The organism is Microbispora cellulosiformans (genome assembly GCF_008728085.1).
In the GTDB taxonomy this organism is placed as follows: domain Bacteria; phylum Actinomycetota; class Actinomycetes; order Streptosporangiales; family Streptosporangiaceae; genus Microbispora; species Microbispora amethystogenes.
Genome location: NZ_VYTZ01000001.1, coordinates 534,136 through 549,661 on the forward strand (window position 1 = coordinate 534,136; position 15,526 = coordinate 549,661).

The 15,526-nt window shown below is 71.4% G+C and carries 15 protein-coding genes; 4 read left to right on the top strand and 11 right to left on the bottom strand.

The window, feature by feature from the left end; translation table 11 throughout:
- Nucleotides 1-58 precede the first annotated feature (58 nt).
- Complete coding sequence (locus F5972_RS02150) at nucleotides 59-1,636, top strand: DUF1349 domain-containing protein (protein WP_150930519.1); 1,578 nt, start codon at nucleotides 59-61, stop codon at nucleotides 1,634-1,636.
- Nucleotides 1,612-2,037, top strand: a complete 426-nt coding sequence (locus F5972_RS02155) for a DUF1801 domain-containing protein (RefSeq protein ID WP_150930521.1) — start codon at nucleotides 1,612-1,614, stop codon at nucleotides 2,035-2,037. The genes F5972_RS02150 and F5972_RS02155 overlap by 25 nt, the downstream gene beginning before the upstream one ends.
- Nucleotides 2,038-2,134: 97 nt before the next feature.
- On the opposite strand, the gene F5972_RS02160 is transcribed toward F5972_RS02155, so the two are convergent.
- Nucleotides 2,135-3,568 (bottom strand): alpha/beta hydrolase, encoded by a 1,434-nt coding sequence (locus tag F5972_RS02160; protein ID WP_150930523.1) that lies wholly within the window; start codon nucleotides 3,566-3,568, stop codon nucleotides 2,135-2,137.
- 266 nt (nucleotides 3,569-3,834) lie between these two features.
- The gene (locus F5972_RS02165; protein WP_150930525.1) at nucleotides 3,835-4,998 is read right to left on the bottom strand and encodes an acyl-CoA dehydrogenase family protein; all 1,164 of its coding nucleotides are present in this window, start codon (nucleotides 4,996-4,998) and stop codon (nucleotides 3,835-3,837) included.
- 232 nt (nucleotides 4,999-5,230) lie between these two features.
- On the opposite strand from F5972_RS02165, the gene F5972_RS02170 reads away from it, so the two are divergent.
- Complete coding sequence (locus tag F5972_RS02170) at nucleotides 5,231-6,544, top strand: UDP-glucose dehydrogenase family protein (protein ID WP_150930527.1); 1,314 nt, start codon at nucleotides 5,231-5,233, stop codon at nucleotides 6,542-6,544.
- On the opposite strand, the gene purE is transcribed toward F5972_RS02170, so the two are convergent.
- The 3 genes from purE to F5972_RS02185 all read right to left on the bottom strand — a co-directional run bounded on the left by purE (nucleotide 6,520) and on the right by F5972_RS02185 (nucleotide 9,321).
- Entirely contained in the window at nucleotides 6,520-7,053 is a 534-nt protein-coding gene (gene purE / locus F5972_RS02175; RefSeq protein ID WP_150930529.1) for a 5-(carboxyamino)imidazole ribonucleotide mutase, read from the bottom strand. The genes F5972_RS02170 and purE overlap by 25 nt on opposite strands.
- Complete coding sequence (locus F5972_RS02180) at nucleotides 7,046-8,188, bottom strand: 5-(carboxyamino)imidazole ribonucleotide synthase (protein ID WP_150931262.1); 1,143 nt, start codon at nucleotides 8,186-8,188, stop codon at nucleotides 7,046-7,048. Before F5972_RS02180 ends, purE begins: the two co-directional genes overlap by 8 nt.
- 125 nt (nucleotides 8,189-8,313) lie before the next feature.
- Entirely contained in the window at nucleotides 8,314-9,321 is a 1,008-nt protein-coding gene (locus F5972_RS02185; RefSeq protein WP_150930531.1) for a hypothetical protein, read from the bottom strand.
- Between the two features lie 240 nt (nucleotides 9,322-9,561).
- On the opposite strand from F5972_RS02185, the gene F5972_RS02190 reads away from it, so the two are divergent.
- Complete coding sequence (locus F5972_RS02190) at nucleotides 9,562-10,230, top strand: GtrA family protein (protein WP_150930533.1); 669 nt, start codon at nucleotides 9,562-9,564, stop codon at nucleotides 10,228-10,230.
- A 36-nt stretch (nucleotides 10,231-10,266) separates the two neighbouring features.
- On the opposite strand, the gene F5972_RS02195 is transcribed toward F5972_RS02190, so the two are convergent.
- The 6 genes from F5972_RS02195 to F5972_RS02220 all read right to left on the bottom strand — a co-directional run bounded on the left by F5972_RS02195 (nucleotide 10,267) and on the right by F5972_RS02220 (nucleotide 15,510).
- Entirely contained in the window at nucleotides 10,267-11,535 is a 1,269-nt protein-coding gene (locus F5972_RS02195) for an ATP-binding protein (protein ID WP_150930536.1), read from the bottom strand.
- A gap of 36 nt (nucleotides 11,536-11,571) precedes the next feature.
- A complete protein-coding gene (locus F5972_RS02200) occupies nucleotides 11,572-12,240 on the bottom strand; it encodes a response regulator transcription factor (RefSeq protein WP_030451323.1) in 669 nt (222 codons plus the stop codon).
- A gap of 275 nt (nucleotides 12,241-12,515) precedes the next feature.
- Nucleotides 12,516-12,998 carry a bacterioferritin gene (gene bfr, locus F5972_RS02205; protein ID WP_150930537.1) on the bottom strand — a complete coding sequence of 161 codons (483 nt, stop codon included), beginning with the start codon at nucleotides 12,996-12,998 and terminating at the stop codon, nucleotides 12,516-12,518.
- A 13-nt stretch (nucleotides 12,999-13,011) separates the two neighbouring features.
- A complete protein-coding gene (locus tag F5972_RS02210) occupies nucleotides 13,012-13,191 on the bottom strand; it encodes a (2Fe-2S)-binding protein (protein WP_111698258.1) in 180 nt (59 codons plus the stop codon).
- A 212-nt stretch (nucleotides 13,192-13,403) separates the two neighbouring features.
- Nucleotides 13,404-14,489, bottom strand: coding sequence for an S-(hydroxymethyl)mycothiol dehydrogenase (locus F5972_RS02215; RefSeq protein WP_150930539.1), 1,086 nt, complete (start codon nucleotides 14,487-14,489; stop codon nucleotides 13,404-13,406).
- A gap of 10 nt (nucleotides 14,490-14,499) precedes the next feature.
- Entirely contained in the window at nucleotides 14,500-15,510 is a 1,011-nt protein-coding gene (locus F5972_RS02220; RefSeq protein WP_225311102.1) for an adenylate/guanylate cyclase domain-containing protein, read from the bottom strand.
- Between the last annotated feature and the right edge of the window lie 16 nt (nucleotides 15,511-15,526).

Below are 15,526 nucleotides of genomic sequence, written 5' to 3' on the forward strand. Positions count from 1 at the left end.
AGCCGGGTCGCGGCGTCCGCGACCCGGCTGGAACCGGGTGCCCCGTACAACCGTCGCCATGAATCCACTGAAGCCTCAGCGGCGCAGCCGGCAGGACGCCATCCCCCGGGCGTTGCACTTCCCCCGGGTGCTGCGCGCGGAGTGGGCCAGGTTCCGCACCAGGCGCGGCCTGGTGCTCGCCGTGGCGGCCTCCGTGCTGGTCACCGTGTCGCTCGGACTGCTGATCGCGGGGGGCGTCCGCAGCACCTGCGTGACCGGGAAGGGTGAGGGCCCCTGCCCCGCGCCCCTGCTGGGACCCGATGGCACGGCGGTCAGGGACAAGTACTACTTCGTGCACCAGCCGCTCAGCGGGAACGGCGGCATCACCGCCCGGGTGTCGGACCTGACCGGGCAGATGCGGCTGCCGGACGTCGTGCCCGGAGTGCGCAACGTCAAGGAGGGGGTGGTGCCGTGGGCGAAGGCCGGGCTCCTCGTCAGGCAGAGCCTCACGCAGGGCACACCGTACGCCGCCGTCATGCTCACCGGAGAGCACGGCGTACGGATGCAGTACAACTACACCCACGACATGGCCGGTGGTCCGCACAACGGCCCCCAGTGGCTGCGCCTGACCAGGTCGGGCGACACCGTCACCGGCTACGAGTCGGACGACGGCAGGACGTGGACCGAGGTCGGCACGGTCACGCTGACCGGGCTGCCGGAGACGGTCGAGATCGGGCTGTTCGCCACCTCGCCAGGCGTGCTTTGGGAGAGGGCGCAGGCCTTCGCCCAGGCCACCGCCACCTTCGACCGGATCACGCTGCAGGGCGCGAACGGTTCGTGGCGCCGCGACGACGTCGGCGTCACCCTGGAGTCCGACGGCAGGACCCCGCATCACCCGGGCGGGGTCGTCGAGTCCGGCGGCAAGCTCATCGTGACCGGGGGCGGTGACATCGGGCCCGCCCCGGTGGAGGGCGGCGTGCGCGCCGACCTCCTGCTGACCGGCGGGGCCGTGGGACTGATCCCGCTGCTCGTGGCGGCGGTCACGTTCGTCACGTCCGAGCGACGGCGCACACCGATCAGGACCGGCCCGCCGGACGAGCCGCATCCGGTACGGCTGCTGGCGGCCAGGGCCGCCGTGATCGGCGCGGTCGCGTTCGTGGCGGGACTGGTGGCCTCGGGGGTCGTGGTCCCCGTCGGCCTGGCGATACTGCGTGCCAACCAGAACCCGGTGCAGCCGATCAGCCTGGGCACGGAGCTTCGGGTGATCGTCGGCTACGCCGCGCTGACGGCGGCCGCCGCCGTGCTGGCTCTGGGCCTCGCCGCGCTGGTCAGGCGGGCCGTCGTCGCCGTCGGGCTGGCCGTCGCGCTCGTCGTCGTGCCCTACCTGCTGGCGTCCGCGGGCCTGGCGTCATGGCTGCTGATGATCACCCCAGCCGCCGGGTTCGCGATCACGCAGAGCATCCCCACGTTCGCGCACGTGGACGTGAACACGTCCCTGCTCGACGGCTACTATCCGCTTCCACCCTGGGCCGGCTTGTCCGTGACCTGCGGATACGCCTCCCTCACCCTCGCGGCCGCGGCGCTCTTGTGTGCGCGACGAACTTTGTCGTACCGGCTTGGGAGCATGGCCGCATGGCGACATCGAAACAGCCGGTGACGATCCCGACCGAGGTCAGCGTCGACGACTTCCTGGCCGCGCTCCCCGACGAACGCCGCCGGGCCGACGCGGAGCGCCTCCGCACGATTCTGCGTGAGGTGACCGGCGAGCCCGCGGTGATGTGGGGCCCGAGCATCGTCGGCTTCGGCAGCTACCACTACACCTACGAGAGCGGGCGCACGGGCGACTCGCCCCTGGCGGCCTTCTCGCCGCGCAGGCAGCAACTCGTCGTCTACCTGGCGGGCGGGTTCGAGGAGCGGCACGCATCGGTGCTCGCCCGCCTCGGTCCGCACAAGACCGGGAAGGGATGCCTCTACCTGAAACGGCTCGACGAGGTCGACGAGAGCGCGCTGCGCGAGCTCATCGACCACACGGTACGGGCGCGCAAGGGCGTCGACTAGCCAGGCCGGCCACGCCTGCTGATGCGACAGAGTTCTACCTCATCGACATCAGTGCCCTGGTCCGCTTCTACCGCGGTCAGGTGAGCGCGGAACGGGATCACATGGTCGCCGCCGGGCCTGGCGGCAGATGCGAGCCGATCCGGGAGGAGTGCCGGCCGACGACGAGACGGCCGGGCTGGTATCGGACGAAGGCGGCCTCGCCGAGGTTCAGCGACAGAGCGGAGCGCTGCAGGACGGCGGGTTCGGCGACGTCGCCCCAGTGGCCGGTCGTGACCCGCCTGTCGATCGCCCGCACGCCCGCGACGATCTCGGCGGTGGTGAAGGCGCAGTGGCCCTGGCGCGCGACGTACGCCTGCCGCAGCAGCCGTTCGTCGCCGGCCGCCCGGACCCGCTCGGCGAACGCCGCCTCCTGCTGCACCGGGACGAGCTGGTCGGCGATGGTGTGCAGGTCGAGCAGCGGCACCGCGAGGCTCTGACCGGCGGTGGAGGACGCCTCCAGCCTGCGCCGCGCGCCCGGGTCGGCGCGCAGGTCGGCGCCGCGGGTCAGGGTGGCCAGGTCGGCGCGCAGGTCGAGGCCGGCCTTGCGATACAGCGCCCGCACCTGGCCGGCGTGCTCGGAGTCGCGCAGCAGCGCCGCGTAGTCGAGCCCGGCGTTCCAGGAGGTGTTGCCCCCGGCGGACTGCTCGATGGACCAGCGGCCGTTCTCGATGAACCCGAGCACCCCTTGGGAGAGCCAGGCGAACTGCTGGGCCTCCTGCCCCTCGTGATCGCCGGGCGCCGGCGGGTTCTGGCCGGGCGCCCAGTCGCTCTGGTTGAGGTAGGCGGCGGCGAGCGCGATCCTGGCCCGTCCCTGCGGAGTGGCCTGCGCGGCGATCACGGCGTCGGTCAGCCGCTGCGCCGTCGCGGCGGCGTCCGCGGCGTCGGCGAACCCGGTGAGCCGCACCTCCTGGCCGGGCAACAGCAGCGAGGCGATCGTGTATTCGGCGTCGTACTGGTAGTCGTCCAGGTCGACGCCCCCGGCGACGAGGCCGCACAGCCCGAGGGCCCCGTCGACGCGGCCGGCCCCGTCGCGGGCGATCTGGGCGTTGACCAGGCCGCCCATGGACAGCCCGACCGACAGGGTGCGAGACGGCCGGCCGACCGCACGGCCGAAGGCGTCGAGGGTGGCGAACTGGTCGCGCTCGGCGCTGTTCAGCGCCCACCACGAGCCCTGCGGGTCGAAGGAGGAACCGGCGAGCGCGTAGCCCTCCGCGAGAAGGGCCGTACGGGCCTCGTCGGAAGGCGCGTTCTGCGCGACGGCCGGACCATAGCCGTGGCTGAACAGCAGGAGCGTGCCGTTCCAGTCGGCGGGCACGTCGGCGATCCAGGTGGCGCCGTCCGCGAGGGTGCCGGACAGGTGCGACGGGGTGGTAGCCGCAGCGGTGATGCCGGTCCGAGCCTCCGTCGCAGCCCCGGCGGTTCCGGTCAGGGTGGCCGCGACGAGGGCGAGCGAGCCGACGGCGGCGGGAATGCGAAGGAGGCGTCGAGGCACGAAAGCGCTCCGTTCCCGGGAGAGGAGAGTGTCCTGTGAACGCGGACCAACCGAAGCTACGGCAGTATTTTTACGCCCGTCAAGAGCATGCCGAATATCCGGCGCTCTCCAAGAGAGGTCCCCCGGCAGATCGAGGAGCTGTTCCCCGAGTTCCGCCGCCTAGCCCTGGACCTGCCGAAGGCCGACCGGACCGTACTGTGAGGTCCGCGATGACGCCGCCATGCACACCCCGCCGAGTACGGCAGGGTGGTTGCGCCACCCAAGGGCTACTTGAGGAGCTGGCGGGCCATGACCATGCGCTGGATCTGGTTGGTGCCCTCGTAGATCTGGGTGATCTTGGCGTCGCGCATCATGCGCTCGACCGGGAAGTCGCGGGTGTAGCCGTACCCGCCGAGGAGCTGGACGGCGTCGGTGGTGATCTCCATGGCGGCGTCGGAGGCGGCGCACTTGGCGGCGCTGGAGAAGAACGTGAGGTCCTTGACCCGCGTGCCGTTCATGGCTAGCTCCGACTTGGCCGCGGCGGCGTAGGTGAGCTGGCGGGCGGCCTCCAGCTTCATGGCCATATCGGCGACCATGAACTGCAGGCCCTGGAAGTCGGCGATCGGCTTGCCGAACTGCCTCCGCTCCTTGATGTACCCGATCGCGTGGTCCAGCGCGCCCTGGGCGATGCCGAGCGCCTGCGCCGCGATCGTGATGCGCGTGTGGTCCAGCGTGGCGAGGGCGGTCCTGAAGCCGGTGCCCGGCTCGCCGATCATCCGGGACTCCGGGATCCGCACGTTCTCCAGGATGACCTGGCGGGTGGGCGAGCCCTTGATGCCGAGCTTCTTCTCCTTGGGCCCGAACGAGACGCCCTCGTCGTCCTTCTCCACCACGAACGCGGAGATGCCGCGGGCGCCGGCCGACGGGTGGGCCACGGCCATGACCGTGTAGTACTCCGACACGCCCGCGTTGGTGATCCACATCTTGGTGCCGTTGAGCACGTAGTGGTCGCCGTCGCGCTCGGCCCTGGTCTTCATCGCGGCGGCGTCCGAGCCCGCCTCCGGCTCCGACAGGGCGTAGGAGAACATCGCCTCCCCGGCCGCGACCGGCCGCAGGTAGCGCTGCTTGAGCTCCTCGGACGCCGACAGCAGCAGCGGCATGGTGCCCAGCTTGTTGACGGCCGGGATCAGGGAGGACGAGGCGCAGGCGCGGGCGACCTCCTCGATCACGATCACGGTCGCCAGGGCGTCGGCCCCGGCGCCGCCGTACGCCTCGGGGATGTGGACGGCCTGCAGGTCGGCCGCGACGAGGTCCTTGTAGACCTCCCAGGGGAACTCCTCGTTCTCGTCCGCCGCCGCGGCTCGCGGGGCGATCTTCTCGTCGGCGAGGGCCCGTACGGTCTCACGGAGCATCTCGTGCTCCTCGGCGGGGGCGTAGAGAGGGAAGCTCATGACGCGATACTAGGACGTCCGACCGAAAAGTTACCAGTCGGTACGGCACGCGCCCTGACAGCTCGCCCTGACAACGGCCGTAATGGCCTATGCACACAGGACCCATCGACCACCTGGGCGTTTGGCCGTACCGTTGGGCTCATGGCCCCGGTTTGCCCAGGTGGCTGCTCGGGCAGATGACAGGCCCGGTACCATGCCAGATCACGAAGAGTCGGCAAGAGGGGAGCCTGCCGTGCCGTACCGCCTCACCGTGCTGGGGACCGGATACCTGGGTGCCACGCACGCGGCCTGCATGGCGGAGCTGGGCTTCGAGGTGCTCGCTCTCGACGTGGACCAGAGCAAGATCGAACGGCTGCGGCGCGGCGAGCTGCCGATCCACGAGCCCGGGCTCCAGGAGGTCCTCCGCCGCAACCTCGATTCGGGCAGGCTGCGTTTCACCACCTCCTACGAGGAGGTGGCGAAGTTCGGCGACGTCCACTTCGTCTGCGTCGGCACGCCGCAGAAGAAGGGCGAGCGCGCCGCCGACGTCTCCTATCTCGACGCGGTCGTCGAGTCGCTGGCCCCCTATCTGGACCGCGAGTGCCTGGTCGTGGGCAAGTCGACGGTCCCCGTCGGCACCGCGGAGCGCCTCGCCGACAAGCTCGTACGGCTCGCGCCCGCCGGCACGCAGGCCGAGCTGGCCTGGAATCCCGAGTTCCTGCGCGAGGGCTTCGCCGTACGGGACACCCTTCAGCCGGACCGGATCGTGCTCGGCGTGGCCTCCGAACGGGCCGAGAAGATCCTGCGGGACGTCTACGCGCCGCTCGGCGAGGTGCCGATCGTGGTGACCGACTTCCCCACGGCCGAGCTGGTCAAGTCGGCCGCGAACGCGTTCCTGGCCACGAAGATCTCGTTCATCAACGCGATGGCGGAGGTCTGCGAGGCCGCCGGCGGCGACGTCACGCAGTTGTCCGCGGCGTTGTCGTACGACGATCGGATCGGCGGCCGGTATCTCAACCCCGGCCTCGGCTTCGGCGGCGGATGCCTGCCCAAGGACATCAGGGCGTTCACCGCCCGGGCCGACGAACTGGGCGCCGGCCACGCGCTCGCCTTCCTGCGGGAGGTCGACGAGATCAACCTGCGGCGCCGAACCCGGATGGTCGGCCTCGCCGGTGAGGCCCTCGGCGGTTCCTTCGGGGGCCGGAGGGTGGCGGTGCTGGGCGCGGCCTTCAAGCCCAACTCGGACGACATCCGCGACTCGCCCGCGCTGGACGTCGCGGTGAAGATCGCCGAGCTGGGCGGGCTGGTGACGCTCTACGACCCGGCCGCCCTGGCCAACGCGCGGGCCGCCCACCCCCAGCTCGGGTACGCCGAGTCGGCCCTGGAGGCCGCGAGTGGAGCCGAGGTCGTGCTGCTGCTCACCGAGTGGCAGGAGTTCGTCGCCCTCGACCCCGAGGACCTGGGGGCGGTCGTCGCCGCCCGGGTCATCGTCGACGGCCGCAACGCGCTCGACGTGGAGACCTGGCGGGGCGCCGGCTGGGACTACCGCGCGCTCGGCCGCCCCTGATCCTGTTCCCCGTGGAGGGCGGCGGCCTCGGCGCGGAGCCGCTCGCCCTTGGCGTGCGCCTGGTCGCGCAGGGCGACCTGGAACTCCTCCATCCGCCGCCGCAGGCCCTCGTCGGCCGCCGCCAGGATCCGTACGGCGAGCAGCCCCGCGTTGCGCGCGCCGCCGACGGCGACGGTCGCCACGGGCACCCCGGCCGGCATCTGGACGATCGACAGCAGCGAGTCCATCCCGTCGAGATACTTGAGCGGCACCGGGACGCCGATCACCGGCAGCGGGGTGACCGAGGCCAGCATGCCCGGCAGGTGGGCGGCGCCGCCCGCCCCTGCGATGATCACCTTCAGCCCGCGCCCGGCCGCGCGGGAGCCGTACTCGATCATCTCGGCCGGCATCCGGTGCGCGGAGACCACGTCGGCCTCGAAGGACACGCCGAACTCGGCGACCGCCTCGGCGGCCAGGCGCATCACCGGCCAGTCCGAGTCGCTCCCCATGACGATCCCGACGTCAGGCATCCACGGGTCCTCTCAGGCAGGTGACGGCGTGGCGGGCGCGGGCCCGCACCTCGTCGAGGTCGGTGCCGAGGGCCGTGACGTGCCCGATCTTGCGGCCGGGCCGCACGTCCTTGCCATAGAAATGGATCTTGATACCCGGGTCGTTGGCCAGCACGTGCTCGTACCGCGAGTACACGTCCGGGTCGGGCCCGCCGAGCAGGTTGGCCATGACGACGACCGGCGCGGTCATCGACGGCGACCCGAGCGGCAGGTTCAGCACGGCCCGCAGGTGCTGCTCGAACTGGGACGTCCGCGCGCCCTCGATCGTCCAGTGGCCGCTGTTGTGCGGGCGCATGGCCAGTTCGTTGACCACGAGTCCGGTCTTCGTGACGAACATCTCGACCGCGAGGAGCCCGGTCACGCCGAGGTCGCGCGCGATGGTGAGCGCGACGCGCTGGGCGTACGCCGCCTCCTCCTCGCCGAGGTCCGGCGCGGGGGCGATGACCTCGACGCAGATCCCGTCCTGCTGGACCGTCTCCACGACGGGGTAGCTGACTCCCTGGCCGTGCGGCGACCGGGCGACCAGCACGGCGATCTCCCGCTCGAACGGGACGAACGCCTCGGCCAGCAGGTCGACGCCGGTGCCGAGCGCCGCTTCGGCCTCGTCCGGCGACGAGCAGACCCACACGCCCCGGCCGTCGTACCCGCCGCGGACCGCCTTCAGCACCACCGGCCAGCCGTGCTCGCCGGCGAACGCCTCGACGCCGGCCAGGTCCTCGACCCGGGCCCAGGCCGGGCAGGGCGCGCCGATCGCGGTGAGCCGCTCGCGCATGACCGCCTTGTCCTGCGCGTGGACGAGCGCGTCGGCTCCCGGGTGTACGGCGTGCCCGTCGTCGGCCAGGGCCCGGATGTGCCCGGTCGGCACGTGCTCGTGGTCGAACGTGACGGCGTCGCACCCCTTGGCGAACTCCCGCAGGTCGGCGAGGTCGCGGTAGTCGCCCAGCCGGGTGTCCACGATGACCTTGGCGGCGCTCTCGTCGCGGGCGCCCGCCAGCACGCGCAGCTCGACGCCGAGCGCGATCGCGGCCTGCTGGGTCATCCGGGCGAGCTGGCCCGCGCCGACCATGCCCACGACAGGGCCCACAACAGGGCCCACCACGGGCGCGGCCACCGGCCGGGAAGGGGAATCCTTCGGGCTGTTCACGACAGGTCAGCCTACCTATTGCCCGCGCGTACGCCCGCCATGGGTCACGCTTCACAGAGCAGCCAAAGCCGACCCGGTCAGCCGTCGCCCTCGGTGATGTCGGCCAGGACCCGGCGCATGCCCACGGTCGTCATCCTGTTGTCCGCGCCCACCCTGGTGGCGAGCAGCACGATCTCCGCGCCCGTCACGGTCTTCGGCGCGCCGCCGGTGAAGGCGCGCACGTCGGCCGCGCCGTACCGCCGATGGGCGAGGGAGGGGCGCCCCGGGCCCGGCTTCTGAATGAAGACGAGGCGCAGCGCGTGGAACACCAGGGCCCCGCCATCCGGCAGGGCCAGCGCGCGGGCCGGCCCCTCGATGCGTACGTCGGTGGACAGGCGGTCGGGACGGACCCTGCCGGGAGCCCGGACCAGTTCGCCGAGCAGGCCGCGCATCGGGTCGCCGGAGACGAAGCGGACCCCGCTCACCCCCGCGGGATCGGTCAGGAACGCGACGTGCCGGGTGGATACGAGCCGCGCCCCGACCCAGGAACCCGGGCCGGCCGCGGCGTCCACGATCTCACCCTCTCCCTCGGACGCCTCGGGCGCCTCGCCGTCGAGCGGAATCGGCCCGGCGCCGAGCCGCCACGCGCCGTCCGCGCGTACGAAAACGAAGTAGGCCGGGGTGGGCTTGCGGGCCAGGACGGCGAACCAGGGGTCGTCCTCGCCGTCCTCGTGTGCGGGGAGCAGGAACTCCGGGTCCTCGGGCACGTCGAAGCCGGGCGCGGCGCGGCCCTCGCGGGCCGCCGCGCAGACACGGCTCCCGATCGCCTGCTCCGCCCACGTCGTGAGCCGCTCGATCTCCGCGCAGTCGCCGTCCTTCCAGGCGGCGGCGAGATCGCCGAGCCCGCCGAAGGCCGCCTCGGCGTCCGCCCGGGCGACCTCGGCCATCGGCGCGGAGGTCTCCCCGGGATCGGCCGGGAGCTCCCGGGCGCTCTCGGTTCCGCACCCCGCGAGAGAGACCGCGAGAAGAACCGCGAGCAGGACCGCGAACGGGACGCGGCCGGGGACGAGGCTCGGCGGACGAGCCCCGAAGGTACGACGAACCACGGTGAAGGCCACCTCTTCCACAACGGCACGGCCCCGCGCGAAGTGATCCAGTGGGGCGAGAGCGTAGTGCGAAGAGTGCCGCCAAATCCCAGATGACGGGATTTTCCGTGAAATGTTCTTTGGTGACCTGCGGCGAAGCGGCGAGAGGTTGCGCTACTACCCTCATTTGTGCCACCGGCAGGTAGCCTGAGAGGACCTCGCCGCCGACCAGGCCGCAGATCAGGAAGGACCGATCGGGACGTGCAGTTTCTACAACGCGCCTACGAGCGGTTCGCCACGCTCATCCACGAGTTGATCAAGTTCGGAGCGGTGGGCGCGATCGCGTTCGTCATCGACTTCGGCGGCACCAACCTACTGCGGTTCGGCGTCGGCCTGGGCCCGCTGAGCTCGAAGGTCGGGGCCACGATCGTCGCCGCCACCTTCGCCTACGCGGGCAACCGGTTCTGGACCTACCGGCACCGCAAGCAGAGCGGCCTGCGGCGCGAGTACATCCTGTTCTTCATTCTCAACGGCGTCGGGCTGCTGCCCCCGCTGCTCACCATCGGATTCGTCACGTATTCGCTGGGTCTGCACGACGCACTGAGCTACAACATCGCCCAGGGCGTCGGCGTGGTCATCGGCACGCTGTTCCGCTTCTGGTCGTACAAGAAGTGGGTGTTCCTCGCGGCTCCGGAGCCGGTCGAGAGCGCTGGTCCCGCCGGGGGCGTCGAGGCGCTCGTCGCGTCCGCCGCGAAGGTCGGCCCCCAGAAGAACGGCTCCCCGACGGGTGGCTCTCCGAAGAACGGCTCCCCGGCGAACGGCTCCCCGAAGAACGGCTCTCGGAAGACCGGCAAGAAGGCGCGGGCGAAGGCGAGAGCGGCTGTCACGGCGGACGTCTCTGCGCAGGCCGACCCGGTCACCGCTCGCTGACCCCGTTCCCGTCCCCCGCTTCGCACGCCGCCCGGGTCAGGCCGGGCCGGAGACCACGCGGCGACGCTCGTTGTCGCGGTCGTGCCGCAGGAAGATGGCGAAGGTCGCCGGACGGCGCTTGACGAGTTCGAGCCGGCCGCCGTCGGCGGCGACCAGGGCGCGGGCGAGGGTCAGCCCCAGGCCGGTGCCACCGCTGCCGCTCACGTTCCGCTCGAAGACGCGCTGGCCGAGGGCCTCGGGGATGCCCGGCCCCTCGTCGCCCACCTCGATCACCACGGACTTGCCCGCGCTCGAGGTGTTGATCGTCAGCACGCCGTCGCCGTGCTTCAGCGAGTTCTCCAGCAGGGTGGCCAGCACCTGGCTGAGCCCGCCCGTCGTGCCGAGGGCGCGCAGGCCGCGGTCTCCCGCCAGCACCAGCGACCGATGGGCCCGGCGGAACGCGGGCTCCCACTCGACGATCTGCTGACCGACCACGTCGTCCACGTCGAGCGGCCCGGCCTGGGCGTGGCGCTGCCTGCGGGCGGCGGCCAGCAACTCGTCGATGACCGCCGTCAGCCGCTCGACCTGCACGATGGCGGCCTCGCCCTCCTCGCGGACCACCTCGGGCTGCCCGGCCGCGGCGACGATCTCCTCCAGGCGCATGGTCAGCCCGGTCAGCGGCGTACGCAGCTGGTGGGAGGCGTCGGTGGCGAACTCGCGCTCGCGGGCGAGCAGATCGGAGATCCGTAGCGCGCTGCGGTCCAGCACCTCCGCCACGAGGTCGAGCTCCGGAACGCCGTAGCGGTGCCTGCTGGGCCTCGCGTCGCCCGAGCCCAGCCGCTCCGCGATCCTGGTGAGGTCTTGGAGCGGCAGGCTCAGGCGGCGCGAGGTCACGGTGGCCAGCCCGATCGCGGCGCCGAGCGCCGCGATCGCGAGCGCGATGATCAGCACCAGCCGCGCCCGGGTCTCCCGCTGGACCTGGGCCGAGTCGCGGCTGACGCGTACGTAGCCGTTCTCGGAGCGAGCCTCCTCTGTCAGGTCGCGGGCCTCCGGCGGCGGCGTGCCTGCGATGATCGGCGGATTCCCCCGGACGTACACCTGGAGGTATCTGTCCGGGTAGTTCCGTGCGAGCTGCTCCGGACTGATCGGCTGCTGCTGGCTGATGGAATACTCCACCCCGATCAGCAGCCGGTTCGCCTCCGAGTGCAGTTCCTGGGCGGCCTCGTCGTTGATCAGCCGTACGACGACCACGCCCAGGGGCACGCCTAACAGCAGGACCGCGATGACCGCGACGAGCAGCATGGAGGCAAGCAGGCGCCGGCGCATGCGGCTAGCTCCTCCCCCGAAACCGCCCCACGGCCGCTACTCGCGCTCGAAGCGGAAGCCGACCCCACGAACGGTGGTGATGTAGCGCGGTTTGGCCGCGTCGTCGCCCAGCTTCCGGCGCAGCCAGGAAATGTGCATGTCCAGTGTCTTTGTCGAACCCCACCAGTTGGTGTCCCACACCTCGCGCATGATCTGCTCGCGGGTGACGACCTTGCCGGCGTCCCGTACGAGCACGCGCAGCAGGTCGAACTCCTTGGTGGTGAGATGCAGCTCCTTGTCCCCCATCCAGGCCCGGCGGGAGTCGGCGTCGATGCGGACGCCCTGCACCACCGGGGTCTCCGATGTTCCGCGCCGGAGCAGCGCCCGCACACGGGCGAGCAACTCCGCCAGCCGGAACGGCTTGGTCACATAGTCGTCGGCCCCCGCGTCGAGACCGACGACGGTGTCGACTTCGTCGACACGGGCGGTGAGGATCAGGACCGGAGTCCCGTGTCCCTCCGCGCGAATGCGGCGCGCGACCTCCAGCCCGTCCATTTCTGGCAGGCCGAGGTCGAGAACAATCAGGTCGACGCCCCCCGACAAGGCCCTCTCCAGGGCCTGCGGGCCATCCGGGCTCACCTCCACCTGATAGCCCTCCCGGCGCAGTGCGCGCGCCAGTGGCTCGGATATCGAGGTGTCATCCTCGGCGAGAAGTACGCAGGTCATGGTGCGATCGTAGGACCTTAAGCGATCGTTTCCCGGCTACAGCGCGCAGTTTGACTTGTCGTTGACTCATCAATTGACCTGGGCAAACACTGATATATCCCGGATAGTCAGCACGGAAGGGCCGTGATCTTTTATGGCGTTCTCCGCCAATTCGAACAGCCTCGGATCAATACGGATAATGACATGAGAAACGCCCGCCGAACCGATGTCGACGGGCGTTGTCCATCTGTATTCGCGAGTTTCGGCCGACCTCCGGACGAGACTCCGGGCGGGCCTCAGGCGGGCGACGGCGGCTCCGCGTACCGCTGGAGGTAGGACTGCTCGCCCAGGCTGTCCAGGAGCCCGAGCTCGGTCTCCAGGTAGTCGATGTGGTGCTCCTCGTCGGCGAGGATCCGCTCGAAGAGCGTGGCGGAGGTGAAGTCTCCCCGCTCTCGCATGAGGGCGATCCCCGGCCGCAGCCGCTTGACCACCTCGACCTCAAGCTCCAGGTCGGCCTGGAGCTGCTCCCTGACGGTCTGGCCGATGTGGAGGGTGTTGAGCTTCTGGTAGTTCGGCAGGCCCTCCAGGAAGAGGATCCGGTCGGTGAGCTCCTCCGCGTGCCGCATCTCGTCTATCGACTCCGCCCTCGTTAAGGCGGCGAGTTTGGTGTAGCCCCAGTTCTCCTGCAGCTTGGCGTGCAGGAAGTATTGGTTGATGGCGGTGAGCTCGGAGGTGAGCTGCTCGTTGAGCAGCGCGATGATCTCCTTGTCGCCCTGCATCGCGTACCTCGATCTATGCGCTGGTGACCAGGTCGTCTGACCGTTTCAGGATGGCACAGATCTTTCGGACACATGACGCGCAGTCCCCTCCGGCGCCGGTGGCGTCCCGCACCTGACGAGCCGTCCGCGCCCCCGCGGCGATGCAGTCGTGCACCTCGTTCTCGGTGACCGCGCGGCAGATGCACACGTACATGGATCGCCCTCTCAGGGATCATGAGGAAGGTTAGGCATACCTAAGATAACCCACTTTGGTAAGGCTTGCCTACGTGATCCCACGCACAGAAAGGGGCGGCGTCCGGCAAACCCGCTGTCCGAGGAGGACCCGGGGAGCCCAACGCCGCCCCTGTCGCCGAGGCGGGCCGCCGTCCGCGGAGGTCGGAGCACCGCGACTCAGAGCACAGTGACTCAGAGCACCACGACGGAGCGCAGCACCTCCCCGCGGTGCATCTTGCCGAACGCCTCCTCGACCTGGTCGAGGGCGATGGTCTCGGAGACGAACCCGTCGAGGTCGAGCCGTCCCTGCAGATAGAGGTCGATCAGCATCGGGAAGTCGCGGCTGGGCAGGCAGTCGCCGTACCAGGACGACTTGAGCGCGCCACCGCGGCCGAACACGTCGAGCAGGGGGAGTTCGAGGGTCATCTCGGGCGTCGGCACGCCGACGAGCACGACGGTCCCGGCCAGGTCGCGGGCGTAGAAGGCCTGCTTGTACGTCTCCGGGCGGCCCACCGCCTCGATCACCACGTCGGCGCCGAAACCACCGGTCAGGTCGCGGATCGCCGCCACGGGATCGGCCTCACGCGAGTTGACGGTGTGGGTGGCGCCGAAGCGGCGGGCCCAGTCGAGCTTGCGGTCGTCGACGTCCACCGCGATGATCGTCCGCGCCCCGGCGAGGTTCGACCCGAGGATCGCCGCGTTGCCCACGCCGCCGCAGCCGATCACCGCCACCGAGTCGCCGCGGGTGACGCCGCCGGTGTTGATCGCGGCGCCGAGGCCCGCCATCACGCCGCAGCCGAGGAGGCCGGCGACGGCCGGGACGGCCGCCGGGTCGACCTTCGTGCACTGGCCCGCGGCCACCAGGGTCTTCTCCGCGAACGCCCCGATGCCGAGCGCCGGGCTGAGCGCGGTGCCGTCGGCCAGGGACATCTTCTGGGCGGCGTTGTGGGTGCTGAAGCAGTACCACGGCCGGCCCCGCAGGCACGCCCGGCACTGCCCGCAGACCGCCCGCCAGTTGAGGATGACGTAGTCGCCCGGCGCGACCTCGGTGACGCCCTCACCGACCGCCTCGACGACGCCCGCGGCCTCGTGGCCCAGCAGGAACGGGAACTCGTCGTTGATGCCGCCCTCGCGGTAGTGGAGATCGGTGTGGCAGACGCCGCAGGCCTGCACGTTCACGACCGCCTCGCCGGGCCCCGGGTCCGGGACGACGACCGTCTCCAGTGTCACCGCCTCTCCCTTGCCCCGTGCCACCACGCCCTGGACTTCGTACGGCATGCCCCGCACCTCAACTCTCTCTGCTGGATCTCCTCAGAACATACGGCTCCACGACGCCGAGCCCGCGTGCGGGGCGGCGGCGCAGTTTCACCAGGTCGACGCCGGAGGCCCCGGTGAGCGCCGCGGCCATCTCGCTGTCGGCGAGGATCGTGCCCGGCCGGGCGATGGCGGTGAGCCGCGCCGCCAGGTTCACCGTCGTGCCGAAGACGTCGCCCATCGCGGGCAGCACCGGGCCGTACGCCAGCCCGACCCGCACGTCCGGCCCCTCGGCGTCCCGCTTGAGCTCGTCGAGCAGGTCGAGCGCGATCAGGGCCGCGGTGCGCGGGCCCGAGGCCGTGAAGAGCACCTCGTCGCCGAGCGTCTTCACCAGCCGCCCGTCGTGGGCCGCGATCACGTCGGAGGCCCGCGACTCGAACCCCTCGACCAGGTCGGCCAGCGCCAGTTCGTCCAGCTCCCGGGACACCCGGGTGAAGGCGACGAGGTCGGCGAACCCCACCGCGAGCCTCGGGCGGGTCGGGGACGCCTCCCCGCCCGGCTCGCCGGGCTCGGCGAGGCTGACCAGCCGGCTCGCGGTCGCGGCGAGCTGTGACCGCCAGACGTGCACCAGCGTCCGCTCGAAGTCCGGCAGCAGGCGGCTGACCGTGTCCATCACCTGCCGGAGCCGCTCCTCGCCCGGCCGCGCTCCGGGCTCGATCAGCGCGTCCACCATGATTTCGGCCTGCCACTGCGCGAGCCGCGCGGTGTTGCGGCCGAGCGCGCGCGCCATGCGGATCACGGACCGCTCGTCGAGCATCTCCGCGTCCAGCAGGTCGCGGATGCGGTGCAGGGCCTCCAGATCGGCGTCCGTGAACGCCACCGCGTCGTCGGCGAACGTCGCGAAGCCGAGTGCCCGCCAGATCCGCGCGGCGAGGTCCTGCGGGATCCCCGCCGCCTCGGCGACCTGCCGCCGCGTGTACACCGGCGGCGGCCCCAGGAACAGCCGCCGCATGTCGTCGGCGCCGGGCCGCCCGCTTGTCTCCACGTCTCCCTCCCCCGTA

What these genes read in the sequence shown, in the direction of transcription:
- F5972_RS02150 (WP_150930519.1), top strand. Translation starts at nt 59, where the DNA reads ATGAATCCACTGAAGCCTCAGCGGCGCAGCCGGCAGGACGCCATCCCC.
- F5972_RS02155 (WP_150930521.1), top strand. Translation starts at nt 1,612, where the DNA reads ATGGCGACATCGAAACAGCCGGTGACGATCCCGACCGAGGTCAGCGTC.
- F5972_RS02165 (WP_150930525.1), bottom strand. Translation starts at nt 4,998, where the DNA reads ATGAGCTTCCCTCTCTACGCCCCCGCCGAGGAGCACGAGATGCTCCGT.
- purE (WP_150930529.1), bottom strand. Translation starts at nt 7,053, where the DNA reads ATGCCTGACGTCGGGATCGTCATGGGGAGCGACTCGGACTGGCCGGTG.
- F5972_RS02195 (WP_150930536.1), bottom strand. Translation starts at nt 11,535, where the DNA reads ATGCGCCGGCGCCTGCTTGCCTCCATGCTGCTCGTCGCGGTCATCGCG.
- F5972_RS02200 (WP_030451323.1), bottom strand. Translation starts at nt 12,240, where the DNA reads ATGACCTGCGTACTTCTCGCCGAGGATGACACCTCGATATCCGAGCCA.
- bfr (WP_150930537.1), bottom strand. Translation starts at nt 12,998, where the DNA reads ATGCAGGGCGACAAGGAGATCATCGCGCTGCTCAACGAGCAGCTCACC.
- F5972_RS02210 (WP_111698258.1), bottom strand. Translation starts at nt 13,191, where the DNA reads ATGTACGTGTGCATCTGCCGCGCGGTCACCGAGAACGAGGTGCACGAC.
- F5972_RS02215 (WP_150930539.1), bottom strand. Translation starts at nt 14,489, where the DNA reads ATGCCGTACGAAGTCCAGGGCGTGGTGGCACGGGGCAAGGGAGAGGCG.